This window comes from Streptomyces sp. NPDC028308, from assembly GCF_055565855.1.
The window spans coordinates 297,944-324,588 of sequence record NZ_JBVHTO010000012.1; the positions used below are offsets into that span (position 1 = coordinate 297,944).

General features: G+C 71.8%; 25 protein-coding genes and 1 riboswitch. Of the genes, 21 read left to right on the forward strand and 4 right to left on the reverse strand.

All coding sequences use genetic code 11. The features are described 5' to 3' along the window. Positions 1 to 19 precede the first annotated feature (19 nt). The 15 genes from ACZ4VA_RS28390 to ACZ4VA_RS28460 all read left to right on the forward strand — a co-directional run bounded on the left by ACZ4VA_RS28390 (position 20) and on the right by ACZ4VA_RS28460 (position 15,934). Positions 20 to 949: an ABC transporter permease gene (locus tag ACZ4VA_RS28390; protein ID WP_355782060.1), complete on the forward strand. Its 930-nt coding sequence runs from the start codon at positions 20 to 22 to the stop codon at positions 947 to 949. Further along, positions 942 to 1,721 carry an ABC transporter ATP-binding protein gene (locus ACZ4VA_RS28395; protein ID WP_355782062.1) on the forward strand — a complete coding sequence of 260 codons (780 nt, stop codon included), beginning with the start codon at positions 942 to 944 and terminating at the stop codon, positions 1,719 to 1,721. The genes ACZ4VA_RS28390 and ACZ4VA_RS28395 overlap by 8 nt, the downstream gene beginning before the upstream one ends. A gap of 406 nt (positions 1,722 to 2,127) precedes the next feature. Continuing rightward, entirely contained in the window at positions 2,128 to 3,060 is a 933-nt protein-coding gene (gene hpnC, locus ACZ4VA_RS28400) for a squalene synthase HpnC (protein ID WP_468082946.1), read from the forward strand. Then, complete coding sequence (gene hpnD, locus ACZ4VA_RS28405) at positions 3,057 to 4,007, forward strand: presqualene diphosphate synthase HpnD (RefSeq protein ID WP_468082948.1); 951 nt, start codon at positions 3,057 to 3,059, stop codon at positions 4,005 to 4,007. The genes hpnC and hpnD overlap by 4 nt, the downstream gene beginning before the upstream one ends. After that, positions 4,007 to 4,147 (forward strand): DUF6380 family protein, encoded by a 141-nt coding sequence (locus ACZ4VA_RS28410; protein WP_355782070.1) that lies wholly within the window; start codon positions 4,007 to 4,009, stop codon positions 4,145 to 4,147. Before hpnD ends, ACZ4VA_RS28410 begins: the two co-directional genes overlap by 1 nt. Continuing rightward, positions 4,144 to 5,574, forward strand: coding sequence for a hydroxysqualene dehydroxylase HpnE (hpnE, locus tag ACZ4VA_RS28415; protein ID WP_356166130.1), 1,431 nt, complete (start codon positions 4,144 to 4,146; stop codon positions 5,572 to 5,574). The genes ACZ4VA_RS28410 and hpnE overlap by 4 nt, the downstream gene beginning before the upstream one ends. Continuing rightward, on the forward strand, positions 5,574 to 6,704 hold the full coding sequence (locus ACZ4VA_RS28420; protein WP_355786711.1) for a polyprenyl synthetase family protein: 1,131 nt from the start codon (positions 5,574 to 5,576) through the stop codon (positions 6,702 to 6,704). The genes hpnE and ACZ4VA_RS28420 overlap by 1 nt, the downstream gene beginning before the upstream one ends. A 112-nt stretch (positions 6,705 to 6,816) precedes the next feature. Continuing rightward, complete coding sequence (shc, locus tag ACZ4VA_RS28425; RefSeq protein WP_355786714.1) at positions 6,817 to 8,811, forward strand: squalene--hopene cyclase; 1,995 nt, start codon at positions 6,817 to 6,819, stop codon at positions 8,809 to 8,811. Beyond that, positions 8,808 to 9,449, forward strand: a complete 642-nt coding sequence (locus tag ACZ4VA_RS28430; protein ID WP_356166125.1) for a phosphorylase family protein — start codon at positions 8,808 to 8,810, stop codon at positions 9,447 to 9,449. Before shc ends, ACZ4VA_RS28430 begins: the two co-directional genes overlap by 4 nt. A gap of 6 nt (positions 9,450 to 9,455) precedes the next feature. Beyond that, entirely contained in the window at positions 9,456 to 10,478 is a 1,023-nt protein-coding gene (hpnH, locus tag ACZ4VA_RS28435; protein ID WP_356166122.1) for an adenosyl-hopene transferase HpnH, read from the forward strand. Positions 10,479 to 10,482: 4 nt separating this feature from the next. Continuing rightward, entirely contained in the window at positions 10,483 to 11,661 is a 1,179-nt protein-coding gene (gene ispG / locus ACZ4VA_RS28440; protein ID WP_356166119.1) for a flavodoxin-dependent (E)-4-hydroxy-3-methylbut-2-enyl-diphosphate synthase, read from the forward strand. A gap of 31 nt (positions 11,662 to 11,692) precedes the next feature. After that, positions 11,693 to 13,588: a 1-deoxy-D-xylulose-5-phosphate synthase gene (gene dxs / locus ACZ4VA_RS28445; RefSeq protein WP_356166116.1), complete on the forward strand. Its 1,896-nt coding sequence runs from the start codon at positions 11,693 to 11,695 to the stop codon at positions 13,586 to 13,588. Then, positions 13,585 to 15,075, forward strand: coding sequence for an aspartate aminotransferase family protein (locus ACZ4VA_RS28450; protein ID WP_356237936.1), 1,491 nt, complete (start codon positions 13,585 to 13,587; stop codon positions 15,073 to 15,075). The genes dxs and ACZ4VA_RS28450 overlap by 4 nt, the downstream gene beginning before the upstream one ends. 62 nt (positions 15,076 to 15,137) lie before the next feature. Beyond that, the gene (locus ACZ4VA_RS28455) at positions 15,138 to 15,776 is read left to right on the forward strand and encodes a helix-turn-helix domain-containing protein (RefSeq protein ID WP_356166111.1); all 639 of its coding nucleotides are present in this window, start codon (positions 15,138 to 15,140) and stop codon (positions 15,774 to 15,776) included. A gap of 41 nt (positions 15,777 to 15,817) precedes the next feature. Then, the gene (locus ACZ4VA_RS28460) at positions 15,818 to 15,934 is read left to right on the forward strand and encodes a DUF6126 family protein (protein ID WP_356166334.1); all 117 of its coding nucleotides are present in this window, start codon (positions 15,818 to 15,820) and stop codon (positions 15,932 to 15,934) included. 36 nt (positions 15,935 to 15,970) lie between these two features. Here the strand turns inward: ACZ4VA_RS28460 and ACZ4VA_RS28465 are convergent, their stop codons facing one another. Then, a complete protein-coding gene (locus ACZ4VA_RS28465) occupies positions 15,971 to 16,768 on the reverse strand; it encodes a tyrosine-protein phosphatase (protein WP_355788788.1) in 798 nt (265 codons plus the stop codon). A 253-nt stretch (positions 16,769 to 17,021) separates the two neighbouring features. Here ACZ4VA_RS28465 and mscL point away from each other — a divergent pair, with 253 nt between their 5' ends. Next, positions 17,022 to 17,486, forward strand: a complete 465-nt coding sequence (gene mscL, locus ACZ4VA_RS28470) for a large conductance mechanosensitive channel protein MscL (RefSeq protein WP_355788785.1) — start codon at positions 17,022 to 17,024, stop codon at positions 17,484 to 17,486. Between the two features lie 158 nt (positions 17,487 to 17,644). After that, positions 17,645 to 18,190 (forward strand): phosphatase PAP2 family protein, encoded by a 546-nt coding sequence (locus ACZ4VA_RS28475; protein WP_355788783.1) that lies wholly within the window; start codon positions 17,645 to 17,647, stop codon positions 18,188 to 18,190. A 39-nt stretch (positions 18,191 to 18,229) separates the two neighbouring features. Here ACZ4VA_RS28475 and ACZ4VA_RS28480 read toward each other — a convergent pair whose 3' ends face one another. Next, positions 18,230 to 19,189, reverse strand: coding sequence for a hypothetical protein (locus ACZ4VA_RS28480; protein ID WP_356166104.1), 960 nt, complete (start codon positions 19,187 to 19,189; stop codon positions 18,230 to 18,232). A gap of 186 nt (positions 19,190 to 19,375) precedes the next feature. Here ACZ4VA_RS28480 and ACZ4VA_RS28485 point away from each other — a divergent pair, with 186 nt between their 5' ends. From ACZ4VA_RS28485 to ACZ4VA_RS28500, 4 genes are all read left to right on the forward strand, one after another. Continuing rightward, entirely contained in the window at positions 19,376 to 19,663 is a 288-nt protein-coding gene (locus ACZ4VA_RS28485) for a heavy-metal-associated domain-containing protein (protein ID WP_355788777.1), read from the forward strand. A 100-nt stretch (positions 19,664 to 19,763) separates the two neighbouring features. Then, positions 19,764 to 22,019 (forward strand): heavy metal translocating P-type ATPase, encoded by a 2,256-nt coding sequence (locus tag ACZ4VA_RS28490; RefSeq protein WP_468082956.1) that lies wholly within the window; start codon positions 19,764 to 19,766, stop codon positions 22,017 to 22,019. Between the two features lie 418 nt (positions 22,020 to 22,437). Further along, a riboswitch (cyclic di-AMP (ydaO/yuaA leader) is annotated at positions 22,438 to 22,557 on the forward strand. A 2-nt stretch (positions 22,558 to 22,559) separates the two neighbouring features. Then, positions 22,560 to 23,435, forward strand: a complete 876-nt coding sequence (locus tag ACZ4VA_RS28495) for a M23 family metallopeptidase (RefSeq protein WP_468082958.1) — start codon at positions 22,560 to 22,562, stop codon at positions 23,433 to 23,435. Between the two features lie 296 nt (positions 23,436 to 23,731). Beyond that, the gene (locus ACZ4VA_RS28500) at positions 23,732 to 24,517 is read left to right on the forward strand and encodes an SGNH/GDSL hydrolase family protein (RefSeq protein ID WP_355794654.1); all 786 of its coding nucleotides are present in this window, start codon (positions 23,732 to 23,734) and stop codon (positions 24,515 to 24,517) included. Positions 24,518 to 24,712: 195 nt separating this feature from the next. Here ACZ4VA_RS28500 and ACZ4VA_RS28505 read toward each other — a convergent pair whose 3' ends face one another. Then, the gene (locus tag ACZ4VA_RS28505) at positions 24,713 to 25,357 is read right to left on the reverse strand and encodes a TetR/AcrR family transcriptional regulator (RefSeq protein WP_468082960.1); all 645 of its coding nucleotides are present in this window, start codon (positions 25,355 to 25,357) and stop codon (positions 24,713 to 24,715) included. Between the two features lie 77 nt (positions 25,358 to 25,434). Continuing rightward, entirely contained in the window at positions 25,435 to 26,625 is a 1,191-nt protein-coding gene (locus ACZ4VA_RS28510; RefSeq protein WP_468082961.1) for a glutamate dehydrogenase, read from the reverse strand. Between the last annotated feature and the right edge of the window lie 20 nt (positions 26,626 to 26,645).

Sequence of the window (26,645 nt, forward strand, 5' to 3'; positions counted from 1 at the left end):
AGGACGAAAGTTTCCACTTGTGAGTGAGACAACGCATGACGGCCCAGTCGCGGTGAGCGACCGGCCGTCGCCCGACGACGGGCTGACCGCGGGCGAGCTGGCCTCCAAGTACGGGCTCGCGGTGAGCGGTGCCCGGCCCGGACTGGTCGAGTACGTCCGCCAGCTCTGGGGACGCCGTCACTTCATCCTCGCCTTCTCGCAGGCGAAGCTCACCGCCCAGTACAGCCAGGCCAAGCTCGGCCAGCTGTGGCAGGTGGCGACCCCGCTGCTGAACGCGCTCGTGTACTTCCTGATCTTCGGTCTGATCCTGGAGGCCGACCGCGGGTTCTCCCGCGAGGTGTACATCCCGTTCCTGGTGACCGGCGTCTTCGTCTTCACCTTCACGCAGAGCTCGGTGATGGCCGGTGTCCGGGCCATCTCCGGCAACCTCGGCCTGGTGCGGGCGCTGCACTTCCCGCGCGCCGCGCTGCCCGTCTCGTTCTCGCTCCAGCAGCTCCAGCAGCTGCTGTTCTCGATGATCGTGCTGTTCCTGGTCGCGGTCGGGTTCGGCAGCTACCCGCAGCTGTCGTGGGTGCTGATCGTCCCGGTGCTCGCGCTGCAGTTCCTCTTCAACACCGGGCTCGCCATGATCATGGCGAGGATGGGCGCCAAGACCCCGGACCTCGCGCAGCTGATGCCCTTCGTGATGCGGACGTGGATGTACGCGTCCGGCGTCATGTTCTCCATCCCGGTGATGCTGGAGGACAAGCCGACGTGGATCGCGGACGTCCTCCAGTGGAACCCGGCCGCCATCTACATGGACCTGATGCGCTTCGCGCTGATCGACGGCTACGGCTCCGAGAACCTGCCTCCGCACGTCTGGGCGGTCGCCGCCGGCTGGGCGGTCCTCGCGGCCCTCGGCGGGTTCGTGTACTTCTGGAAGGCGGAAGAGAGGTACGGCCGTGGCTGAGCAGCGCACCGACTCCCACATCCCCACCGTCATCGCGGACGAGCTGCACATCGTCTACCGGGTGAACGGCGCCAAGACCGGCAAGGGCAGCGCCACGGCCGCGCTCAGCCGCATCATCAAGCGCGGCGAGGAGCGCGGGGTGCGCAAGGTGCACGCCGTGCGCGGCGTCTCCTTCACGGCGTACCGCGGCGAGGCCATCGGCCTGATCGGCTCCAACGGCTCGGGCAAGTCGACCCTGCTGCGCGCCATCGCCGGCCTGCTGCCCGCCGAGAAGGGCAAGGTCTACACGGACGGCCAGCCCTCGCTGCTCGGGGTGAACGCGGCTCTGATGAACGACCTCACCGGCGAGCGCAACGTGATCCTGGGCGGTCTGGCGATGGGCATGTCCCGCGAGCAGATCCGTGAGCGCTACCAGGAGATCGTCGACTTCTCGGGCATCAACGAGAAGGGCGACTTCATCACGCTGCCGATGCGCACGTACTCCTCCGGCATGGCGGCGCGGCTGAGGTTCTCCATCGCGGCCGCCAAGGACCACGACGTCCTGATGATCGACGAGGCGCTGGCCACCGGTGACCGCAAGTTCCAGAAGCGCTCCGAGGCGCGCATCCGCGAGCTGCGCAAGCACGCCGGCACGGTGTTCCTGGTCAGCCACAACAACAAGTCGATCCGCGACACCTGCGACCGCGTGCTGTGGCTGGAGCGCGGCGAGCTGCGCATGGACGGGCCCACCGAAGAGGTCCTGAAGGAGTACGAGAAGTTCACCGGGAAGTAGCCCTTCCTCTTCTCACCCGCACACGACCGAACCCCGTCGGAGCGTCTCCGGCGGGGTTCTGCCGTGCAACCGGAACGGCGCGGACGGTGTCCTGACGGGCAGAAGGGCGCGCCGGAGGGGATCCGCCGTGCAAAGAGCGGACCAACTCTGGTTGTTCCAAGGAATCTTGACGCCAATCGGTGTGTTGTTGTGATGTGCAGGACACCCCGGCGAGGCACACCGCGTTGTACAACGTAAGCTGTACCGGTGCCGATTCGCGGCAAGTAGGGCGATACCCCGCGACACCCGACACCGGAGGACAGCGCGCCCGCCGGGCGGCGTGTCCGAAATGGGATGTATTGGGTCGGCAGTGTAGAACGGGAGATGTGACGGCAATGGCTACGGAAACGCTCCGGCTCCGCGAGGCATGTGCCGTCCGTGTGCCGGGTGGCGAGCGGTGACCGAAGCCGGGACGGCGCACGCCGGCCGTCCGGAGCGCGGCACGCTCGACAAGGCCGCCGACGAGAACTTCCCCGTCGCCCCTTTCTTCCTGCCCAGGGTCTGGCGCGACGACCTTATGGCCGTGTACGGATTCGCCCGTCTGGTGGACGACATCGGAGACGGTGACCTCGCCCCCGGCGGGGCCGACGCCCGCCTGCTCGGCGTCGGCGCGGAGGAGGCCGGGGACCGGCTGCTCCTGCTGGACGCCTTCGAGGCCGACCTCCACCGCGTCTTCGACGGAACCCCCCGCCACCCCCTGCTGCGCCGCCTGCAGCCCACCGTCCGGCGTACCGGTCTCACCCCGGAACCCTTTCTCGGCCTCATCGCCGCCAACCGCCAGGACCAGCAGGTCAAGCGGTACGAGACCTACGACGACCTCCTCGCCTACTGCGAGCTGTCCGCCAACCCGGTCGGCCGCCTCGTCCTCTCCGTCACCGGTACCTCGACCCCCGAGCGCGTCCGCCGCTCCGACGCCGTGTGCACGGCGCTGCAGATCGTCGAGCACCTCCAGGACGTCGCCGAGGACCTGAGCCGCGACCGCGTCTACCTGCCCGCCGAGGACATGAAGCGTTTCCATGTCCAGGAGGCGGATCTCGCCTCGCCCACAGCAGGCGCATCGGTGCGCGCACTGGTTGCATACGAAGCAGAACGCGCCCTGCACCTCCTGAATGAAGGCACCCCCCTCGTGGGTAGCGTCCACGGCAGGCTGAGGCTGCTGCTCGCGGGGTTCGTTGCGGGGGGAAGGGCGGCGATCCGAGCGATCGCCGCCGCCGAATACGACGTACTTCCCGGCCCGCCCAAGCCCGGCAAGCTCCAGTTGCTGCGCGAGGTGGGAGTGACTCTGCGAGGAGAGGGGTGATCCGGAGCGTGGAGTCGGAACAACACGCGTCCGCACCGGTACTCGCCGCTTACAGCTACTGCGAGACAGTGACCGGACAGCAGGCCCGCAATTTCGCGTACGGCATCAGGCTGCTGCCGACGCCGAAGCGCCGTGCGATGTCGGCGCTCTACGCGTTCTCGCGGCGGGTCGACGACATCGGGGACGGCGGGCTGCCGCCGGACGTCAAGGCGGCCCGGCTCGAGGACACCAGGGCGCTGCTCACCCGGGTGCGCGAGGGAGCGGTGGACGAGGACGACACCGACCCGGTGGCCGTCGCGCTCAGCCACACCGCCCGGCACTTCCCGGTACCGCTCGGCGGCCTGGACGAACTCATCGACGGCGTCCTGATGGACGTACGCGGCGAGACGTACGAGACCTGGGACGACCTGAAGGTCTACTGCCGCTGCGTGGCCGGGGCGATCGGCCGGCTGTCGCTCGGCGTCTTCGGCACCGAACCGGGGGCGCGCGGCGCCGAGCGTGCCTCCGAGTACGCCGACACGCTGGGGCTCGCGCTCCAGCTCACCAACATCCTGCGGGACGTCCGCGAGGACGCCGAGGGCGGGCGTACCTACCTGCCGTCGGACGACCTGGCGAAGTTCGGCTGCGCGGCCGGCTTCAGCGGGGCCACTCCACCGCCGGGTTCCGACTTCGCGGGCCTCGTGCACTTCGAAGTGCGTCGGGCCCGCGCCCTTTTCGCCGAGGGCTACCGGCTGCTGCCGATGCTGGACCGGCGCAGCGGCGCCTGCGTGGCCGCCATGGCCGGCATCTACCGCCGTTTGCTGGACCGCATCGAGCGGGAGCCCGAGGCGGTGCTGCGCGGGCGCGTCTCGCTGCCGGGACGCGAGAAGGCGTACGTCGCCGTACGCGGTCTGTCGGGTCTGGACGCCCGTCATGTGTCCCGTCGCGCCGTCGGGAGACGCCCCTGATGGACATTCTGGGCCAAGGTGATTCCTCAGTCGAAAAGCGGCACGCAACCCTCCGGGGGTGCGTGGCGTCCCTGTCTGCGACGACCGGCCGTGCAGCGTTCAAGCACCGCGCCCCGGTCGCGGGGGAGGGAGCACGATGACCGAAGGGACCCAGCCCGGAGGGCCCGACGCGGACACCTCGGGGCGCCCCGGGGGCGCGACCGCCGTCGTGGTAGGCGGCGGCCTCGCGGGCATCACGGCCGCGCTCGCCCTCGCCGACGCCGGAGTACGCGTCACCCTGCTCGAAGGGCGGCCGCGTCTGGGCGGGCTCGCCTTCTCCTTCCAGCGCGGTGGACTGACCGTCGACAACGGCCAGCACGTGTACCTGCGCTGCTGCACCGCCTACCGCTGGTTCCTCGACCGCATCGACGCGGCCGCCCTCGCTCCGCTGCAGGATCGTCTCGACGTGCCCGTTCTCGACGCCGAGGGCGTACCGGGACGGCGGCTCGGCCGTATCGGGCGCACGGCGCTGCCCGTGCCGCTGCACCTCGCCAGAAGCCTCGCCACCTACCCCCACCTCTCCCTCGCCGAGCGGGCCAGGGTCGGGCGGGCCGCGCTGGCGCTCAAGCGACTCGACCCGGCCGACCCCGCCCTGGACGCGCAGGACTTCGGTACCTGGCTGGCCCGGCACGGGCAGTCGCCGCGCGCCGTCGAGGCCCTCTGGGACCTGGTCGGAGTCGCCACCCTCAACGCCGTGGCGGGCGACGCCTCGCTCGGGCTCGCCGCGATGGTGTTCAAGACCGGTCTGCTGTCCGACCCGGGCGCCGCCGACATCGGCTGGGCGCGCGTCCCGCTCGGCGACCTGCACGACCGGCTCGCCCGCAAGGCCCTGGAGTCCGCCGGCGTGCGCACCGAGGTCCGTACCCGCGTCACGTCCCTCTCCCGGCGAGCGGACGGGCGGTGGAGCGTCCAGGTGCCCGGCGAGAGCCTCGACGCCGACGCGGTCGTCCTCGCCGTACCGCAGCGCGAGGCCCACGACCTGCTGCCCGACGGCGCGCTCGACGACCCCGAGCGACTGCTGCGGATCGGCACCGCGCCCATCCTCAACATCCACGTCGTCTACGACCGTACGGTGCTGCGGCAGCCGTTCTTCGCGGCGATCGGCTCCCCGGTGCAGTGGGTCTTCGACCGCACCGACGCCTCCGGGCTCGTCGACGGGCAGTACCTGGCCCTCTCGCAGTCGGCCGCCCAGGACGAGATCGACCAGCCCGTCGCCGCGCTGCGCGAGCGCTACCTGCCGGAGCTGGAGCGGCTGCTGCCCGCCACGCGGGGCGCCGAGGTGAAGGACTTCTTCGTGACCCGGGAGCGCACCGCGACGTTCGCCCCCACCCCCGGGGTCGGGCGGCTGCGGCCCGGCGCCCGTACCAAGGCCCCCGGCCTCTACCTGGCCGGAGCGTGGACCGCCACCGGGTGGCCCGCGACCATGGAGAGCGCGGTCCGCAGCGGCGTCGGCGCGGCGGGCGCCGCGCTGGGCGCCCTGGGCCGGCCCCGCGACCACCTCCTCGAAGTCTTCGAGGAGGCGGCGTGATGTTCGATCTGCACGGGACCGGCCCCCGCACCCCCGCCGGTACCGCAACAAGAGGAGAGACTGTGCCCACTGTGCCCCCGGCCGAAGCGGCTGTTGAGCCGGTGGACGTGACCGCGCTCCTGGAGCGCGGCCGGACCCTGGCCACCCCCGTGCTGCGCGCGGCCGTCGACCGCCTGGCGCCGCCCATGGACACCGTCGCCGCCTACCACTTCGGCTGGATCGACGCAGAGGGCAACCCGGCCGACGGCGACGGCGGCAAGGCCGTGCGGCCCGCCCTCGCCGTACTCTCCGCCCAGGCCGCCGGAGCCGAGCCCGAGGTCGGCGTGCCGGGCGCGGTGGCCGTCGAGCTGGTGCACAACTTCTCGCTGCTGCACGACGACCTGATGGACGGCGACGAGCAGCGCCGGCACCGCGACACCGTCTGGAAGGTGCACGGCCCCGCCCAGGCCATCCTCGTCGGTGACGCGCTGTTCGCCCTGGCCAACGAGATCCTGCTGGAGCTCGGCACCGTCGAGGCCGGCCGGGCCACCCGCCGGCTGACCTCGGCGACCCGCGCCCTGATCGACGGTCAGGCCCAGGACATCTCCTACGAGCACCGCGAGCGGGTCACCGTCGAGGAGTGCCTGGAGATGGAGGGCAACAAGACCGGCGCCCTGCTCGCCTGCGCCTGCTCCATCGGCGCGGTGCTCGGCGGCGCGGACGACCGCACCGCCGACACCCTGGAGAAGTACGGCTACCACCTCGGGCTCGCCTTCCAGGCCGTCGACGACCTGCTCGGCATCTGGGGCGACCCGGAGGCCACCGGCAAGCAGACCTGGAGCGACCTGCGCCAGCGCAAGAAGTCGCTGCCGGTGGTGGCCGCGCTTGCCGCGGGCGGCCCCGCCTCCGAGCAGCTCGGGGAACTGCTCGCGGCCGACGCCAAGAGCAGCGACTTCGAGAGTTTCTCCGAGGAGGAGTTCGCCGCCCGCGCCGCGCTCATCGAGCAGGCCGGCGGCCGGGAGTGGACCGCCCAGGAGGCGCGTCGCCAGCACACCATCGCCATCGAGGCCCTGGACACCGTCCAGATGCCGGACCAGGTGCGGGCCCAGCTCGTGGCGCTCGCCGACTTCGTCGTCGTACGGAAGAGATGATCACTATCGGTCGAATAAACCTCGCGTAGTCGCCGGCCGGTGCCGCGGGAGAAGGCGCACCGGCCGACGGCGGACCCACAGCAGAGACGTACCACTGCACGAAGGGGAAGCCATGACAGCGACGACCGACGGAAGCACCGGGGCCCTGCCGCCCCGCGCTGCCTCGGCCAGCGAAACTCAGCTCGAAGCCCCGGTGGCGGCAGGGGTCCAGGATGCCGCCGCGCGTGCGATGCAACGCGCCACCGACCATCTGCTCTCGTTGCAGGACGCCGAGGGCTGGTGGAAGGGCGACCTCGAGACGAACGTCACGATGGACGCCGAGGACCTGCTGCTCCGCCAGTTCCTCGGGATCCGCGACGAGCGGACCACGCAGGCCGCCGGCCTGTTCATCCGCGGTGAACAGCGCGAGGACGGCACCTGGGCCACGTTCCACGGCGGTCCGGGCGAACTCTCCACCACCATCGAGGCGTACGTCGCCCTGCGGCTGGCCGGGGACAGCCCCGACGCGCCGCACATGGCGCGGGCCTCCGCGTGGATCCGCGAGCAGGGCGGGATCGCCGCGGCCCGCGTCTTCACCCGCATCTGGCTGGCCCTCTTCGGCTGGTGGAAGTGGGAGGACCTGCCCGAACTCCCGCCGGAGCTCATCTACTTCCCGAAGTGGATGCCGCTCAACATCTACGACTTCGGGTGCTGGGCACGGCAGACCATCGTGCCGCTCACCATCGTCTCGGCGAAGCGTCCGGTGCGCCCCGCACCGTTCCCGCTCGACGAACTGCACGTCGACCCCGAGAACCCCAACCCGGTCAACCCCTTCGCCCCGGTGGCGAGTTGGGACGGCCTGTTCCAGCGCCTCGACCGGGCCCTGCACCTCTACCGCAAGGTCGCCCCGCGCCGGCTGCGCAAGGCCGCGATGAACACGGCCGCGCGCTGGATCATCGAGCGGCAGGAGAACGACGGCTGCTGGGGAGGCATCCAGCCGCCCGCCGTGTACTCGATCATCGCCCTCCACCTCCTCGGCTACGACCTCGAACACCCGGTCACGCGCGCGGGGCTGGAGTCGCTGGACCGCTTCACCGTCTGGCGCGAGGACGGGGCCCGGATGGTCGAGGCCTGCCAGTCGCCGGTGTGGGACACCTGTCTGGCGACCATCGCGCTCGCCGACGCGGGTCTGCCCGCCGACCACCCCCAGCTCGTCAAGGCCGCGGACTGGATGCTCGGCGAGGAGATCGTCCGGCCCGGCGACTGGTCCGTGAAGCGGCCCCAACTGCCGCCGGGCGGCTGGGCGTTCGAGTTCCACAACGACAACTACCCCGACATCGACGACACCGCGGAGGTCGTCCTCGCCCTGCGCCGGGTCAGGCACCACGACCCGGAGCGGATCGAGAAGGCGATCGGACGCGGGGTGCGCTGGAACCTCGGCATGCAGTCGAGGAACGGCGCCTGGGGAGCCTTCGACGTCGACAACACCAGCCCCTTCCCCAACCGGCTGCCGTTCTGCGACTTCGGCGAGGTGATCGACCCGCCGTCCGCGGACGTCACCGCGCACGTCGTGGAGATGCTCGCCGTCGAGGGGCTCTCGCACGATCCGCGCACCCGCCGCGGCATCGAGTGGCTGCTCGCCGAACAGGAGGCGAACGGCGCCTGGTTCGGCCGCTGGGGCGTCAACTACATCTACGGAACGGGCTCGGTGGTGCCGGCACTCGTCGCCGCCGGACTGCCCGCCTCGCACCCGGCGATCCGCCGCGCCGTGGCCTGGCTGGAGACCGTCCAGAACGACGACGGCGGCTGGGGCGAGGACCTGCGCTCCTACCACGACGCCGCCGAGTGGAGCGGACGCGGCGCCTCGACCGCCTCCCAGACCGGGTGGGCGCTGCTCGCGCTGCTCGCGGCGGGGGAGCGGGAGTCCAAGGCCGTCGAGCGCGCGGTCGAGTGGCTCGCGCGGACCCAGCGGGAGGACGGCTCCTGGGACGAGCCGTACTTCACCGGCACCGGCTTCCCCTGGGACTTCTCGATCAACTACCACCTCTACCGGCAGGTCTTCCCGCTGACCGCGCTCGGCCGGTACGTGCACGGCGAGCCGTTCGCCAAGATCAAGGGGGGTGGATGAGCGCCGCCCCCCTTCCCGCCCCGCTGCTGATCGCCTGCGCGCTCGGCATCGAGCACCTCGCGCTGCGCAGCGGTGAGCGGGGCGGCGCCGACGGATCCGTCACCGTGCTGCGTACCGGCATGGGACCGCGGGCCGCCGAGCGCGCGGTCACCAGGGTGCTCGCCGACCCGGCCCTGCGTGACGCGGCCGTCCTGGCCACCGGGTTCTGCGCCGGTCTCGCCCCCGGTATGCACCCCGGTGACCTGGTCGTCGCCGAGGAGACCCGGGACCCGCGCGGCAGCACGCCGTGCGTGGGCACCGACCTGCTCGTCCGGGAACTGGCGCGCGCCCTGCCGGGCCGCACCGTGCACCGGGGTCCGCTCACCGGCTCCGACCACGTCGTCCGAGGTCCCGAACGGTCGGCGCTGCTGGAGACCGGCGCGATCGCGGTCGACATGGAATCCGCGGCCACGCTCCACAGCGCCGTCCTGGCGGGCGTGCGCCCGGTTGCGGCCGTCCGGGTGGTCGTGGACGCTCCAGAACATGAACTGGTCCGTATCGGCACGGTGCGCGGTGGAATATCGGCATTCCGCGTTCTTCGTTCGGTACTTCCCGCTTTTTTCGAATGGCACCGTTCTTTGCTGCTCCCTCGGAGGTAGAGCCAGATGGCCATGCCGCTTCGTCAGTCCATGAAGGTCGCCGCATATCTCTTTGAACAGAAGCTCAGGAAGCGGGACAAATTCGCGCTTCTTGTCGAGTTGGAGCCGCTCTTTGCCTGCAACCTCGCCTGCGAGGGCTGCGGCAAGATCCAGCATCCGGCCGGTGTGCTGAAGCAGCGCATGCCCGTGGCCCAGGCCGTGGGCGCGGTGCTCGAATCAGGTGCGCCGATGGTGTCGATCGCCGGCGGCGAGCCGCTGATGCACCCGCAGATCGACGAGATCGTGCGGCAGCTGGTCGCCAAGAAGAAGTTCGTCTTCCTCTGCACCAACGCGATGCTGCTGCGCAAGAAGATGGACAAGTTCACGCCCTCGCCCTATTTCGCGTGGGCGGTGCACATCGACGGGCTGCGCGAGCGGCACGACGCGTCGGTGGCGAAGGAGGGTGTCTTCGACGAGGCGGTCGAGGCGATCAAGGAGGCCAAGCGCCGCGGCTTCCGCGTCACCACCAACTCCACCTTCTTCAACACGGACACCCCGCAGACGATCGTCGAGGTGCTGAACTTCCTCAACGACGACCTGAAGGTGGACGAGATGATGCTCTCGCCCGCCTACGCCTACGAGAAGGCCCCCGACCAGGAGCACTTCCTTGGCGTCCAGCAGACCCGGGAGCTGTTCAAGAAGGCCTTCGCGGGTGGCAACCGGCGCCGCTGGCGGCTGAACCAGAGCCCGCTCTTCCTGGACTTCCTGGAGGGCAAGGTCGACTTCCCGTGCACCGCGTGGGCGATCCCGAGCTACTCGCTCTTCGGCTGGCAGCGGCCCTGCTACCTGATGAGCGACGGGTACGTGCCGACGTACAAGCAGCTGCTGGAGGAGACCGACTGGGACTCCTACGGCCGCGGCAAGGACGACCGCTGCGCCAACTGCATGGCGCACTGCGGCTACGAGCCCACCGCCGTCCTGGCGACCATGGGGTCGCTCAAGGAGTCCATCCGGGCGGCCCGCGAGACCTTCACGGAAAGCCGCGGGTGAGGTCATGACCGCCGTTTCCCTGGGCCTGCCCGAGGTGCCGGTCCGGCCGATCGCGGAACGCCGTGTGTCACGGCGGATCCAGGTCGGACCGGTGGCGGTCGGCGGCGGTGCGCCCGTGTCGGTGCAGTCGATGACGACGACGCGTACGTCGGACATCGGTGCCACGCTGCAGCAGATCGCGGAGCTGACCGCGTCGGGCTGCCAGATCGTGCGGGTCGCGTGTCCGACGCAGGACGACGCGGACGCGCTGGCGACGATCGCCCGCAAGTCGCAGATCCCGGTTATCGCGGACATCCACTTCCAGCCGAAGTACGTGTTCGCGGCGATCAATGCCGGCTGTGCGGCGGTGCGGGTGAACCCGGGCAACATCAAGCAGTTCGACGACCAGGTGAAGGAGATCGCGCGGGCCGCGAAGGACACGGGCACCCCGATCCGGATCGGCGTGAACGCGGGCTCGCTCGACAAGCGTCTGCTGCAGAAGTACGGCAAGGCGACGCCAGAGGCGCTGGTGGAGTCGGCGCTGTGGGAGGCGTCCCTCTTCGAGGAGCACGGTTTCCGGGACATCAAGATCTCGGTCAAGCACAACGACCCGGTGGTCATGGTCAACGCCTACCGGCAGCTGGCGGCGCAGTGCGACTACCCGCTGCACCTCGGCGTGACCGAGGCCGGGCCGGCGTTCCAGGGCACCATCAAGTCGGCGGTCGCCTTCGGGGCGCTGCTGTCCGAGGGCATCGGCGACACCATCCGGGTGTCCCTGAGCGCCCCGCCGGCCGAGGAGGTCAAGGTCGGCCTCCAGATCCTGGAGTCCCTGGGGCTGCGGGAGCGCGGGCTGGAGATCGTCTCCTGCCCGTCCTGCGGCCGCGCCCAGGTCGACGTCTACAAGCTGGCCGAGGAGGTCACGGCCGGTCTGGAGGGGATGGAGGTCCCGCTGCGCGTCGCCGTCATGGGCTGCGTCGTCAACGGTCCCGGTGAAGCGCGGGAGGCGGACCTCGGCGTCGCCTCCGGCAACGGGAAGGGCCAGATCTTCGTCAAGGGCGAGGTCATCAAGACCGTGCCCGAGTCGAAGATCGTCGAGACCCTCATCGAAGAGGCGATGAAGCTCGCGGCACAGATGGAGCAGCAGGACGGCGTCGCGTCAGGCGCCCCCGCCGTCACCGGAACACCCGCGGTGACGGTGATCTGAACAAACGCATGGACCGAGAGGGGGCCCGAGCGTGACGATTCTGGAGAGCATCCGGGGACCACGCGACCTGAAGGCGCTGTCCGAGGCGCAGACCGGCGAACTGGCCACGGAGATACGCGAGTTCCTGGTGCACGCGGTCGCGAGGACCGGTGGTCACCTCGGGCCCAACCTGGGGGTGGTCGAACTGACCGTCGCCCTCCACCGGGTCTTCGACTCGCCAGTCGACCGCATCCTGTGGGACACCGGCCACCAGAGCTACGTGCACAAACTGCTCACCGGCCGCCAGGACTTCTCCAAGCTGCGCGGCAAGGGCGGCCTGTCCGGCTACCCCTCACGCGAGGAGTCCGAGCACGACGTCATCGAGAACAGCCACGCCTCGACGGTGCTCGGCTGGGCCGACGGGCTAGCCAAGGCACGGCAGGTGCGGGGCGAGGAGGGGCACGTCGTCGCGGTCATCGGGGACGGCGCCCTGACCGGCGGCATGGCGTGGGAGGCACTGAACAACATCGCCGCCGCCCGGGACCGGCCGCTGATCATCGTCGTCAACGACAACGAGCGCTCGTACGCCCCGACCATCGGCGGACTCGCCAACCACCTCGCGACGCTGCGTACGACGGACGGCTACGAGAAGGCGCTGGCCTGGGGCAAGGACGTACTGCTGCGCACGCCGGTCGTCGGGAGCACCCTCTACGAGTCGCTGCACGGCGCGAAGAAGGGGTTCAAGGACGCGTTCGCGCCGCAGGGCATGTTCGAGGACCTCGGGCTCAAGTACGTGGGGCCGATCGACGGGCACGACACGGCGGCCGTGGAGTCGGCGCTGCGGCGCGCGAAGGGCTTCCACGGGCCGGTCCTCGTCCACTGCCTCACGGAGAAGGGCCGCGGCTTCGAACCCGCGCTCGCGCACGAGGAGGACCGTTTCCACACGGTCGGGGTGATGGACCCGCTGACCTGTGAGTCCCTGGCGCCCTCCAACGGCCCTTCCTGGACCTCGGTGTTCGGTGACGAGATCGTCCGCATCGGGGAGGAGCGCGAGGACGTCGTGGCGATCACGGCGGCCATGCTGCACCCGGTGGGACTCGGGGAGTTCGCCGAGCGGTTCCCCGACCGGGTGTGGGACGTCGGTATCGCCGAGCAGCACGCCGCGGTGTCCGCGGCCGGGCTGGCCACCGGCGGTCTGCACCCCGTCGTCGCGGTCTACGCGACCTTCCTCAACCGGGCGTTCGACCAGCTGCTGATGGATGTGGCCCTGCACCGGTGCGGTGTGACGTTCGTGCTCGACCGGGCCGGCGTCACCGGCGTGGACGGCGCGTCGCACAACGGCATGTGGGACATGTCGATCCTCCAGGTCGTGCCCGGCCTCAGGATCGCCGCGCCGCGCGACGCCGACCAGCTGCGGGCCCAGCTGCGCGAGGCCGTCGCCGTCGACGACGCCCCGACGCTGGTCCGCTTCCCGAAGGAGTCGGTCGGCCCCGCCGTCCCCGCGACCGGCCGCGTCGGCGGCATGGACGTCCTGCACCGCGCCGAACGGCCCGAGGTGCTCCTCGTCGCCGTCGGTGTCATGGCGCCCGTGTGCCTCAAGGCCGCCGAGCTGCTGGAAGCCCGCGGGATCGGCTGCACCGTCGTCGACCCGCGCTGGGTCAAGCCGGTCGACCCCGCGCTGCCCGGTCTCGCCGCCGGGCACCGCCTCGTCGCCGTCATCGAGGACAACAGCAGGGCGTCCGGGGTGGGCGGCGCCGTCGCCCTCGCGCTCGGCGACGCCGAAGTCGACGTACCCGTACGGAGGTTCGGCATTCCGGAGCAGTTCCTCGCGCACGCCAAGCGCGGCGAGGTGCTCGCGGACATCGGCCTCACGCCCGTCGAGATCGCCGGACGGATCAGCGCCGGCCTGGCGGCGAAGGACCAGTTCGCCAAGGAGAAACAGGAATGACCATCCCCTCAGGGACGGCTCCCTCGGAGGAGCCCGTAGCCGGCGGTCCGCTCGCCGGGCACTCCCCGTCCGCGGAGCCCTCCTCCGGGCCGTCCGGCGGCGGACGCCCGGAGTTCGACCTCGCGGCGCTGCTGGCCGAGCGCGGCGCCGAGCGCTACGACCTGCACAGCAAGCACCTGAACCACCAGCTCCCGCGCATGCTGCACACCATCGGCTTCGACAAGGTCTACGAGCGGGCCGAGGGCGCCCACTTCTGGGACGCGGACGGCAACGACTACCTGGACATGCTCGCCGGGTTCGGGGTGATGGGCCTCGGCCGCCACCACCCCGTCGTCCGCAAGGCGCTGCACGACGTCCTCGACGCCCAGCTCGCCGACCTCACCCGCTTCGACTGCCAGCCGCTGCCGGGACTGCTCGCGGAGAAGCTGCTCACCCACAGCCCGCACCTGGACCGGGTGTTCTTCGGAAACAGCGGGACCGAGGCCGTCGAGACCGCGCTCAAGTTCGCCCGGTACGCGACCGGGCGACCGCGTGTCCTCTACTGCTCGCACGCCTTCCACGGGCTGACCACCGGCTCGCTGTCCGTGAACGGCGAGGACGGCTTCCGCGACGGCTTCGCACCACTGCTGCCCGACACGGCCGTCCCGCTCGGGGACCTCGACGCACTCGCGCGGGAGCTCAAGAAGGGCGACGTGGCCGCCCTGATCGTCGAACCCATCCAGGGCAAGGGCGTGCTGGAGGCGCCGCCCGGATACCTGCGCGGAGCCCAGGAGCTGCTGCGCCGGCACAAGGCGCTGCTCATCGCCGACGAGGTGCAGACCGGGCTCGGCCGGACCGGCGACTTCTACGCCTACCAGCACGAGGACGGCGTCGAGCCGGACCTGGTGTGCGTGGCCAAGGCGCTGTCGGGCGGGTACGTGCCGGTCGGCGCCACGCTCGGCAAGGACTGGATCTTCAAGAAGGTCTACTCGTCGATGGACCGCGTCCTCGTCCACTCGGCGAGCTTCGGGTCCAACGCCCAGGCGATGGCCGCCGGACTGGCCGTGCTGTCCGTGCTGGAGAACGAGCAGGTCGTCGCCAACGCCCGGGCGACCGGTGAACAGCTGAAGTCCCGGCTCACCGCGCTCGTCGACAAGTACGAGCTGCTGAGTGACGTACGCGGGCGGGGCCTGATGATCGGCATCGAGTTCGGGCGGCCCCAGTCGCTCAAGCTGCGCAGCCGGTGGGCGATGCTCCAGGCGGCACGCAAGGGACTCTTCGCGCAGATGGTCGTCGTACCGCTGCTCCAGCGGCACCGCATCCTGACCCAGGTCTCCGGCGACCACCTGGAAGTGATCAAGCTGATCCCGCCGCTGACCATCGGGGAGCAGGACGTGGACCGGTTCGTGGAGGCCTTCACCGCCGTCATGGACGACGCGCACAGCGGTGGCAGCCTGATGTGGGACTTCGGCAAGACCCTGGTGAAGCAGGCGGTCGCGAACCGCTGACGCCTTTTGCCTCTGGGGCAACAAAGTTGCCTCAGAGGCAACTGTGCGGCTCAATGGACGCTATGAGCCCCGCCGCGGACACGAACCCGGAACGTCCGGCCGACGAGCTGCCCGCCGTCGCACCGCAGCTCCGCGCGCTGCGCCGTCGCGCCTCCCTCACCCTGGAGGCCGCCTCCCGCGCCGCCGGACTCTCGCCCGCCCATCTCTCCCGGCTGGAGACCGGGCAGCGCCAGCCCTCGCTGCCGATGCTGCTCGCACTCGCCCGTGTCTACGGTACGACGGTCTCCGAACTGCTCGGCGAGACGGTCGCCGAACGGGACGCCGTGACGCGCGCCGCCGACGTGGAACCCAGCACGGCGGGCGGCTGGACCTACTGGCAGGCGGGCGCCCCCGGCCGCGGGATGCAGGCGCTGCGGGTCCACGTCCCGCACGGGGCGCAGGGCGACATCGTGCGCGTCCACCCCGGCGAGGAGTGGCTGTACGTCCTCACCGGGAGGCTGCGACTGCGCCTCGGGGACACCGCGCACATCCTCGCGCCGGGCGACAGCGCGCACTTCGACTCGCTGACCCCGCACCGTCTCGCCGCCGCCGATCACGACGGGGCCGAGCTGCTCTTCGTCCACACACTGCTGCAGAGCCCGGCCACCGCGCTCTGCCTCGGTCCGGTCACGGGCCACCCGACACCAGGAGAGACCTCATGACCGAGCCCACCGAGCCCACCGAGCCCGGCACCCGGCGGTCGATGGAGGAGAAGTTCCCGCGCGCGCTGTGGGTGCGGCTCATCATCTACGTCGCCGTGGGCCACCTCTTCGCGGCCTTCATCTACCTGCTGTTCACCCTGGGCGCGCAGAACCAGTAGCCGACCGAGTCCGGCCCGTCGCCGGGCCGGGGCCCCTCAGTCGAGGAGCCGGTCCCGCAGCCGCTGCCGCACCTCGGGGGTGACCCGCAGGCCCTTCTCCAGGTAGGCGTCGACACCGCCCCACGTCTCCTCGATCGTCTCGAAGGCGGCCGTCAGGTACTCGGCGCGCGCGTCGAAGAGGGGGCTCAGCAGCTCCATGACCTCGGGGGAGTAGGCGGAGGCGGCGGAGCTGCTGCGGTGGACCTTGTAGCGGCGGTGCGTGGCGTTCGACTCCAGGTAGTCGGCGAGGATCGCGTCGCGCTCCACGCCCAGCGCCAGGAGGGTCACGGCTATCGACAGGCCCGCGCGGTCCTTGCCAGCCGCGCAGTGCATCAGGGCGGGCACGCTGTCCTCGGCCAGCGCGTGCAGCACCCGGGAGTGCTCGGCGGTGCGGTCCTTGATGATGATCCGGTAGGAGCCGATCATCCGGTTCGCGGCCTTGCCGTCGGAGAGGATCGCCCGGAGCTGGTCCAGGTCGCCGTCGCGGACCATCTTCCAGAACTCGGCCCCGTCCGCCGGGTCCGTCAGCGGCAGATTCACGTTCCGCACGCCGGGCAGCGAGACGTCCGGGCCCTCCAGCTTCTGGTCGGCCGCGTTGCGGAAGTCGAAGATCGTGTGCAGGCCGAGCGAGGCGAGGAACGCGGCGTCCTCGTCCGTCGCGTGCGCGAGGTGGCCGCTGCGGAACAGGCGTCCGTACCGCACTCGCCGACCGTCCGTGGTGGGCAGGCCGCCCACGTCACGGAAGTTACGCACTCCGGCCAGCTCGGGCTCGGTCGACGGGACCTGCTGCGTCACGGTGGCTCCTCCCATTCGTCCGCCGGCGCTGCTCGGCATCGCTCGCCGACGGGATGCGCTCTCGACGATACGACATGGGTTCCCAGGGCAATGAGTTGTCCACAGGCGCCCGGGAGCGGACGGGAAGCGGAGTGGCGCGGTCGGCGGTTGCCCGGCGCCAAGCCGGTAAGACGTCGCTCGTAGGGGGCGCCGGGCCGCGCAGGAGGCCGCCCGCGCCGACGGGCGGTGACGCAGTCAGATGGAGGAGTGACAGGTGAAGGGGTTCCGCGGATTCATCCTGCGCGGCAATGTGGTCGACCTGGCGGTCGGCATCGTGATCGGCGCGGCCTTCACGGCGGTGGTGAACGGGTTCGTCCGGGCGTTTCTGACCCCGCTGGTCGGGCTGGCGTCCGGGGCCACCGGTGATCTCAGCCGCAAGACCTTCACGGCGGGCGGGACCGACTTCCCCTACGGCGCGTTCATCAACGCCGCGATCAGCTTCCTGCTGGTCGCCACGGCCCTGTACTTCCTCGTGGTGCTGCCGGTGAACAAGCTGCACCAGCGCTTCGCGCCGAGCCACGACGTGCAGGCGCCCAAGCGGGAGTGCCCGGAGTGCCTCAGCCCGGTGCCCACCGAGGCCCGCCGCTGCGCCTCCTGCACGAGTCCGCTGCCGGCCCTGCCCGCGCAGGCGACCGCTCAGACGTCGGAGGGGACCGTACCGGCACGTCAGGACCGGTGACCGGCGACCGGCCACCGGCGGGACCGGCCGCCCCTCGGGACGAGGTCCCGGGGCGTGCGGTGCCCCCTGCCCGCGTGCGGGCGGACCCGGCCGACGGCTGCCACATGCATCCTGGGCCGGCCCCGTTACGACTGGCGTCGGGCGGGAAGCCGCAGGTCATGAACGCATGGGCGGATCTTCGAGAGAGTGACCACCGGTTGACGCGGCGGGTGGCCGCGTGGCAGTCGGACTGCGCGCGGCGCCTGCTGCCCGCCGTGGAGGACGCTGCTCAGCACACCAAGCTGTGGTGGGGGGCGGCGGCCGTCATGTGCACGGTGGGCTGGAGAGCCCGCCGGGCCGCGGCCGCCGGGCTGGCGAGCATGGCCGTGGCCGAGCTGGTGTCGAACGGCGTGCTCAAGCAGGTCTGCGAGCGGGAACGGCCGCCGAAGGAGTGGATCTCGCACGAGGACGTCCACGAGCGGCCCGACTCCTCCTCCTTCCCGTCCGGGCACACCGCCGCGGGCGTGGGCTTCAGCGCGGCGGTGGCGGTGGTGTGGCCGCTGGCGGGCGCCGTGTGCGCGGTCCCGGCCCTGATGGTGGCCGCCGAGCGGGTGCACACCGGCGCGCACTACCCGTCCGACGTCGCCGCGGGGGCGGCGGTCGGTCTGGCCGCGGCCGCCCTTGTGCACCAGGCTCCCCGTCTGGCGCTGCGCCTGCTGCGCTGACCGCGTGGGACCGCCCCGGCCGCCGTCGTCCCGCGGGCGTCAGTGCCCGTGGCCGTCCGTGTTCTCGGCGGGCGCGGTGCTCTCTTCGTGCCGCCCGGCGTCGGTGCCCGCTCCCGCCGAGACGGTGAAGGCGGCCGTGCGGACGGTGCCGTGGTGCCGGAAGTCCAGGAAGAGGCGGTAGGTGCCGGCGCTCGGGGCGGTGGCGGTGAAGGTGACGTCCGGCCCGGGCTTCGTCGTGCCGTCGCCGGGCTCGCCGTGCGGGTGGACGTGCAGGTAGGCGAGGTCCCCGGAACGCAGGGCGACGAGGTGGCCGTACGCGCCGAGGTAGGGCTGGAGGTCGGTGACGGGGCGGCCGTCCTTGCTGACGCTCAGCCTCAGTCGTCCCGGCGTGCCCGGGCGCAGCTCGCCGTTGAGCGTCACCGTGTAGCCGTCCACGGACGCGGTGCGGGACGGCTTGGGCGGCTCCGCCGGCTTGTACGTGCCGGAGACCGCGAGGTCGGCGCCGAGGGTGAGGTTCGCGGCCCCCTCGGCGGCCGGGGTGAAGTCGGCGAAGACCCGGTAGCTGCCGGCGGCGGGCAGGTCGACCGGCGTGGACCAGGTGCCGTCGGCGGCCCGGACGGGGTGCAGGTGCCGGTAGGTGACCAGATCGCGCGAGGCGAGGATCAGGTGCAGTTCCTTGTCGTGTTCGCGCTGGTAGGCGGTGACGCGACGGCCGGTCCGGTCGCGGATGACGAAACTCAGCCGGCTCTCCTTCCCGGCGCGCACGGCCGGTGTCGCGAGGTCGAGGGTGTAGCCGCCCTCGGAGACCTGGAGCCCTGAGGCGACCGCGTCGCCGCCGCTGCCCGCCGGGCCGGGTGAGGCGCCCCCGTCGTGACCGGAGTGCGAGGCCGGCTCGGGGCCCGCGGTCACGGGACCCACGGCGTCGCCGACGCCGTACGCGGCGGCGAAGGAGGCCGCGAGTGCGGCGCCGAACGCGGTGATCTTCACTGCGGTGTTCATGCGGTTCTCCCCTTGAAGCGTGTCCTGAGCGGTGCTCTCACCGGCAGCGTATACCCCCTAGGGGTATTTTCAAGAGGGGCGGTCGACGCTTGCCAACAATACCGGGGAGGGGTATACCTGAGGTCGGCCGACGGTACCCCCAGGGGGTATCTAGCCAGGCGGCCGTCCCACTGACGAGGAGATCCCATGTCCTGCTGCACCCCCGACGGCACCTGCTCCACCACCGCTGCCGCCACCGCCGACGTCGCGCTCACCGACGCCCGCACGACCGTCTACGACGTGTCCGGCATGACCTGCGGGCACTGCAAGGCCACGCTCACCAAGGAGATCGGCGCCCTCGACGGCGTGCTCTCGGTGGACGTCGACATCGACGCCGGACAGGTCCGGGTGACCACCGAGGCCGAGCCCGACGACGCGGTGCTCGCCGCCGTGGTGGACGAGGCGGGCTACGCGCTCACCGGCCGGGCGGCCTGAGCCCCGCCGTCCGCCGCCGGGCCCGACGCACGCCGGGCCCGGCACCCCGCTTCCCCGTGCTCGTCCCGAGCCCGTTTCCGCACCAGTCCGAGGAGCAGTGATGACTACCACGGTCCCCGACACCGCCGAGGTCGAACTCGCCATCGGCGGCATGACCTGCGCCTCGTGCGCCGCCAGGATCGAGAAGAAGCTCAACCGCATGGACGGGGTCGAGGCCACCGTCAACTACGCCACGGAGAAGGCGAAGGTCAGCTACCGCGGCCAGGACGTGTCGGTGGCGGACCTGATCGCCACCGTGGAGGCCACGGGCTACACCGCCGCCGAACCGGCTCCACCGCACACCGGGCCGGGGCGGGACGGCGCCGCCCCGGGCGAGGCCGACGAGCTGCGCCCCCTGCGGCAACGGCTGGTCACCGCCGTGGTCCTGGCGGTCCCGGTCGTCGCGATGGCGATGATCCCCGCCCTCCAGTTCGAGTACTGGCAGTGGCTCAGCCTCACCCTCGCCGCTCCCGTGGTCACCTACGCGGCCTGGCCGTTCCACCGGGCCGCGATCACCAACGCCCGCCACGGCGCGGCCACGATGGACACGCTCATCTCGGTGGGCACCTCGGCCGCCTTCCTGTGGTCCCTGTGGGCGCTGTTCCTCGGCTCCGCCGGCACCCCGGGCATGACGCACCCCTTCGAGTTCACCGTCGGCCGCTCCGACGGCGCCGGGAACATCTACCTGGAGGCCGCCGCCGGTGTCACCGCCTTCATCCTGGCCGGACGGTACTTCGAGGCCCGCTCCAAGCGCCGGGCCGGTGCCGCGCTGAAGGCGCTGCTGGAGCTCGGGGCCAAGGAGGTCACCGTGCTGCGGCAGGGCCGTGAGCGGCTGGTCCCGGTGGGCGAGCTGCGAGCAGGGGACCGCTTCCTGGTCCGGCCCGGCGAGAAGATCGCCACCGACGGAACCGTCGTCGAGGGCACCTCGGCCGTCGACGCCTCCATGCTGACCGGCGAGTCCGTGCCGGTCGAGGTCGGCCCCGGGGACACCGTCACGGGCGCCACGCTGAACGCCGGCGGCCGGCTCGTCGTCGAGGCCACACGGGTCGGCGCGGACACCCAACTCGCCCGTATGGCACGACTGGTGGAGGACGCGCAGAACGGCAAGGCGGCGGCCCAGCGGCTGGCCGACCGGATCTCCGCCGTGTTCGTGCCCGTCGTCATCGCCCTCGCGCTCGGCACCCTCGGCTTCTGGCTGGGCAACGGCGCCGGGCTGACCGCCGCGTTCACCGCCGCGGTGGCGGTGCTGATCATCGCCTGCCCCTGCGCGCTGGGCCTGGCGACCCCGACCGCGCTCATGGTGGGCACGGGCCGGGGCGCGCAGCTCGGCATCCTGATCAAGGGCCCCGAGGTCCTGGAGAGCACGCGCAGGGTCGACACGATCCTCCTGGACAAGACCGGCACCGTCACCACCGGCAGGATGACCCTCCTCGCCGTCCACACCACCCCCGCGACGAGCGAGGCCGAGGTGCTGCGGCTGGCGGGCGCCCTGGAGCACGCCTCCGAACACCCCGTCGCCCGGGCCGTCGTCACCGGGGCGACCGAGCGGGGCGTCACCCTGCCGGTCCCCGAGGACTTCGCCAACGTCGCCGGGCTGGGAGTGCAGGGCGTCGTGGACGGTCACGCGGTCCTCGTCGGCCGCGAAAGGCTCCTCCGGGAGTGGTCCATGAGCCTGCCGGCGCAACTGGAGCGCGCTCGGGCCGTCGCCGAGGCGGCCGGTCGCACCGCCGTCGCGGTCGCCTGGGACGGCGAGGCGCGGGCGGTCCTCGAAGTCGCCGACGCCGTCAAGGACACCAGCGCCGAGGCCGTACGACGACTGCGGGCCCTCGGCCTCACACCGGTCCTGCTCACCGGCGACAACCGGGCCGTCGCCGAGTCCGTCGCGGCCGAGGTCGGCATCGACGAGGTGATCGCCGAGGTCATGCCGGAGGACAAGGTCGCCGTCGTGGAGAGGCTCCAGGCCGAAGGGCGCAGCGTCGCGATGGTCGGCGACGGTGTCAACGACGCCGCCGCGCTGGCCCGGGCCGACCTGGGCCTGGCCATGGGCACCGGAACCGACGCGGCCATCGAGGCCGGCGACCTGACCCTCGTACGCGGCGACCTGCGCGTCGCCGCCGACGCGATCCGGCTGTCCCGCAGAACGCTGGGCACCATCAGGTCGAACCTGTTCTGGGCCTTCGCCTACAACGTGGCCGCCCTGCCGCTCGCCGCGGCGGGCCTGCTCAACCCGATGATCGCCGGAGCCGCCATGGCCTTCTCCTCGGTCTTCGTCGTCGGCAACTCCCTGCGCCTGCGCGGGTTCAGGGCCCTCGACTGACCCGGACGCCGCGAACCCCGTCACGGAGGGGACGGAGCGGCCACTTGTGACGGTTGTTCCATCCCGTCGCAAGTGGCCGTTCTGTCCTGTTTGGTGCTTAAGGTCCAACTGGCAATGATTTAGGGCTCGCTGGCGTCCTGGTGCGTGAGCAGGGTCATACCGGTGACGGTGCGTCGCGGCCGCCGTCCGTCAAATCCTCGGGTGCGCCAGGGGATTGCGGCCCCGGGAAGATCGCTCGTCGACGGACAGTCACCGGCAATAGGGACATCGATCAAGAAATGGGTGTGCACAGAAACCCCACAAGCTTGTCCAGGCCCTCTCATGTCGCTTACGTTCTGCCTCACTCCGGACGGACGCCCAATCCTGCCGCCGCCCGGATCCCGCACACTCACCCGTCCACGGCAGGAGCGGGGGACCCACAGGTACGACGCCTGTTCCGGTCTCCGGAACGGGCTAGGGGTCAAGCCGCGCGCAACGCGGCCGGGCATCTCCAGCCCGCACCCGACAGCTCACCTCGCAGGCGCCGGAGAGGAATGCACCATGCCCGCGAAGGGTAAGCACCGCCGTCCCAAGTCCCTGCGCATCACCCGCTCGATAGCCGTCGCCGGCACCGGTGGCGCCGCACTCGCGCTGCCCCTGATGGGAGCCGCCGGCGCCCACGCCGCCACTCCGGCGGCCGCCGCCTCCTCCGCCACGGCGAAGACCGTCGCCGCCGCCCCCGTCGCCGCCCAGAAGGCCGTGACCAAGACCTACGCGGTCAAGGCGGGCGACTCCCTCGCGAAGATCGCCGACGACCAGGACGTCAGCGGCGGCTGGAAGAAGCTCTACCAGGACAACCGCAAGGCCATCGGCGGCGACCCCGCGCTGATCCACCCGGGCCTGAAGCTGACGCTCGGCGGCAAGGCCGCGTCCGCCCCCGCCAAGCCCTCCACCGCCGCCAAGCCGTCCGGCAAGACCACCCAGACGGCCAAGACGCAGGCCGCCCCGGCCGCCGCCACCAGCAGCTCCGGCTACACCCTGCCGGTCGAGGGCGCGACCGTCGGCACGTCCTACAAGACCGCGGGCAGCATGTGGTCCAGCGGTTACCACACCGGCGTCGACTTCGTGGCCCCGACCGGCACCACCCTCAAGGCCGTCGGACCGGGCACCGTCGTCTCGGCCGGCTGGGGCGGCGCGTACGGCAACCAGGTCGTCATCCGGCACACCGACGGCCAGTACTCCCAGTACGCCCACCTGTCCTCGCTCTCGGTCTCGGCCGGGCAGACCGTGACCGGCGGTCAGCAGATCGGCCTGTCCGGCGCGACCGGCAACGTCACCGGACCGCACCTGCACTTCGAGATCCGCACCACGCCGGACTACGGCTCGGACGTGGACCCGCTCGCGTACCTGCGCGCGCACGGCGTCTCCGTCGGCTGACGCCCGCACCCGCACACCGGAGGCCGGACCCCGATCACCGGGGTCCGGCCTCCGCCGTGCCGGGGGGGGGCGACACTCCTTTGCGGCGGTGACCGCCGCACGCGTACCGCGTGGGTGGACGCAGGCGTTGAGGCTCGTCAACCGCCCTTGAACACCGCCTTATTCCGGGATTGACCAACACTTGACGAGTGGCTTATCTCACCGCACGTCAACCCCTTCCTACGGTCGCGTAGCTCACATCAAAAGGTGAATCATGGGCCGATGTGGCAGACGATTCGAAGAGTGACAACAGATCAGTGATCGGGTCGTACGTGGCGGTGGGGGACAGCTTCACCGAGGGCGTCGGCGATCCCGGTCCGGACGGGGCCTTCGTCGGCTGGGCCGACCGGTTCGCGGTCCTGCTCGCGGACCGACGGCCCGAGGGCGACTTCGGCTACACCAACCTCGCCGTACGCGGCAAACTGCTCGACCAGATCGTGGCGGACCAGCTCCCGCAGGCCAAGGCGCTGGAACCCGACCTCGTCTCCTTCTGCGCGGGCGGCAACGACATCATCCGGCCCGGCACCGACCCCGACGAGGTTGCAGAGCGCTTCGAGCGGGCCGTCGCCGACCTCACCTCGGTCGTCGGCACCGTCATGGTGACCACCGGCTTCGACACCCGCGGCGTACCCGTGCTCAAGCACCTGCGCGGCAAGATCGCCACGTACAACGGACACGTACGGGCCATCGCCGACCGCTACGGCTGCCCGGTGCTCGACCTGTGGTCCCTCAAGACCGTGCAGGACCGGCGCGCCTGGGACGGCGACCGGCTCCACCTCTCTCCCGAGGGGCACACTCGCGTCGCCCTGCGGGCCGGGCAGGTCCTCGGCCTGGAGGTCCCGGCGGACCCGGACCAGGCCTGGCCCCCGCTCCCGCCGCGTGGCACCTTCGAGGTGCGCCGCGACAACATCCAGTGGGCGCGCGAGTACCTCGTGCCGTGGATCGGACGGCGGCTGCGCGGCGAGTCCTCCGGGGACCACGTGGCGGCCAAGGGCAGCCTGTCGCCCGACGACATCAAGACGCGGATCGCACCGGCCGTCTGAGCGGTACGAGGGGCCGGGCGGAGCGCCGGGCGGGTGCGCGGGCGGGCTCAACGGCTCTGCTGCACGGAATCGTTGCGGCCCGCCGTCCCGTCGGTGCCGGGGAGGGCCGGCTTCCGCGGGGGAGTGGGCGGACCGACGGGCAACTGGACTCGCCGTAAAGGGAGTTCGTGAGCGCCCGTGTCCGGCCCCGGTGTGTCAGGTGCCGGGCGGTGCGGTCAAGGTGCCGGGCGGTGCGGTCAGGGCCTCGCGCTCCAGGCCCAGTTCACGGGCGAGCGCCTCGTCCACCCACGCCTGGGTGCGCGCGCGGGACACCGAGCCGGGGTACGCGGTCATCTGCACGGCGAGACCGTCCAGCAGGGCCGTCAGCCGCAGGGCCGCGTCCTTGGGGTCCGGACACGTGAACTCGCCCGCGGCGACGCCCTCCGCGATGACCTCGGCGATCGCCGCCTTCCACTGCCGGTCGAGGCCCTGGGTGACCTCGCGCAGCCCCGGCTCGCGCAGGGCCACCGCCCAGCCCTCGATCCACAGCCGCCAGCCCTTGGCCTGTCCGGTCGGCGCGTACCAGCGCACGGCGGCCCGCAGCCGGCGCAGCGCCGACGTGCGCCGGCCCAGCAGCTTGCGCAGCCGGGCCAGGTCGTCCTCGGCGGCGAACGTGAACGCCTCCGCGACCAGCTTCTCCTTGGTCGAGAAGTGGTAGAGGACCAGCGCGTTGCTCACTCCCAGCGCCGCGGCCACGTCGGCGATCCGTACCGCCGCGACACCCCGCGCCTCGATCTGCCCGATGGCGGCCCGCAGCATCTCCTCGCGCCGCCGGCCCACACTCAACCGCACTCTCGCCACGCGGCAACCCTAATCCGTCGCGCGGGACGGCCCGACGGGGGCTCGGGGCCGGTCCCGCGCCGAGGGGTGCCGGGACCTCACCGGTAGCGGCCGTACCGTTCGGCGATCACCGGCAGCCGGTCGGCGACGATGGCGTGCGCGGCCTCCCTGGGGGTGCTGCCGTCGGCCTCGGCGCGGGCCAGCGTCCGGTCGATCAGGGTGCGCATCGAGCGCCGGATGTGCGTGAACGCCTCGTCCGGGTCGGGGCCGATGTCGCCGAACAGCGTCCACCACCACCATGCGTTGGTGCCGGAGTTCACCACCACGTCCGGCAGGACGGTGACCCCGCGCGCTGCGAGCAGTTCCTCCGCCTCGGGCAGCACCGGCATGTTGGCGGCCTCCACGATCCAACGGGCCCTGACACCCGCCTGGTTGTCCGTGTCGATCGCATACGAGATGGCGGCCGGCACCAGCACCTCCGCGTCGGTGGACAGCCACGCGTCGGCGTCCAGTTCACGGTCCGTGGGACGCAGCGCGCCGCGGTCGACGGTGCCGTAAGCGTCCCGCGCGGCCAGCAGCGCGTCGACGTCGAGTCCGCGCGGATCGGCGATCGTGCCCTTGACGTCGGCGACCGCCACCACGGTGAGCCCGGCGCGGGCCAGGAAACGCGCCGTCGCCCCGCCCATGGTGCCGAGACCCTGCACGGCGACGCGGGTCCCCGCGTACGGCACGCCCGCCCGGTCCAGGGCCGCGAGCACGGACTCGGCGACCCCGCAGCCGCCGGCCAGCTCGTCGAGCCCGATGCCGTCCACCTCGACCGCGAACGCGTCCGCCAGCCGCCGCCGGGCCGCCGCCTCGTCGTCGAGCAGCGGGTACACGGCCTGGATCGAGGAGACGAGCCCCGCCTCGGCCATCGCCCGGTCCACGACGTCCTGCGTGAGACCGAGGTCCTCCCCGGTCGCCCAGACGCTCTCGACATAGGGGCGCACCGCCCGCAGGTACCGCACGAGCACGCCGTACGCCTCCGGGTCCCGGGGGTCGCAGTCGATGCCGCCCTTGGCGCCGCCCAGCGGGATGTAGCGGCCCTGGGGGTCGTAGTGCAGGGCCTCCTTCATCGTCATGCCGCGGGCGAGACCGACGACCTCCTCGACCGTGCAGCCCTCGCGCATGCGCAGCCCGCCGCTGGAGACCCCGCGCACCAGCCGGTCGACGACCAGGTGCCCCTGCCGTCCGGTGACGTGGTCGGTCCAGGTCAGCGTGATGAGCGGGGCGTCGCCGGGGGCGGTCATGGGGGCTCCTGGGGTGGGTG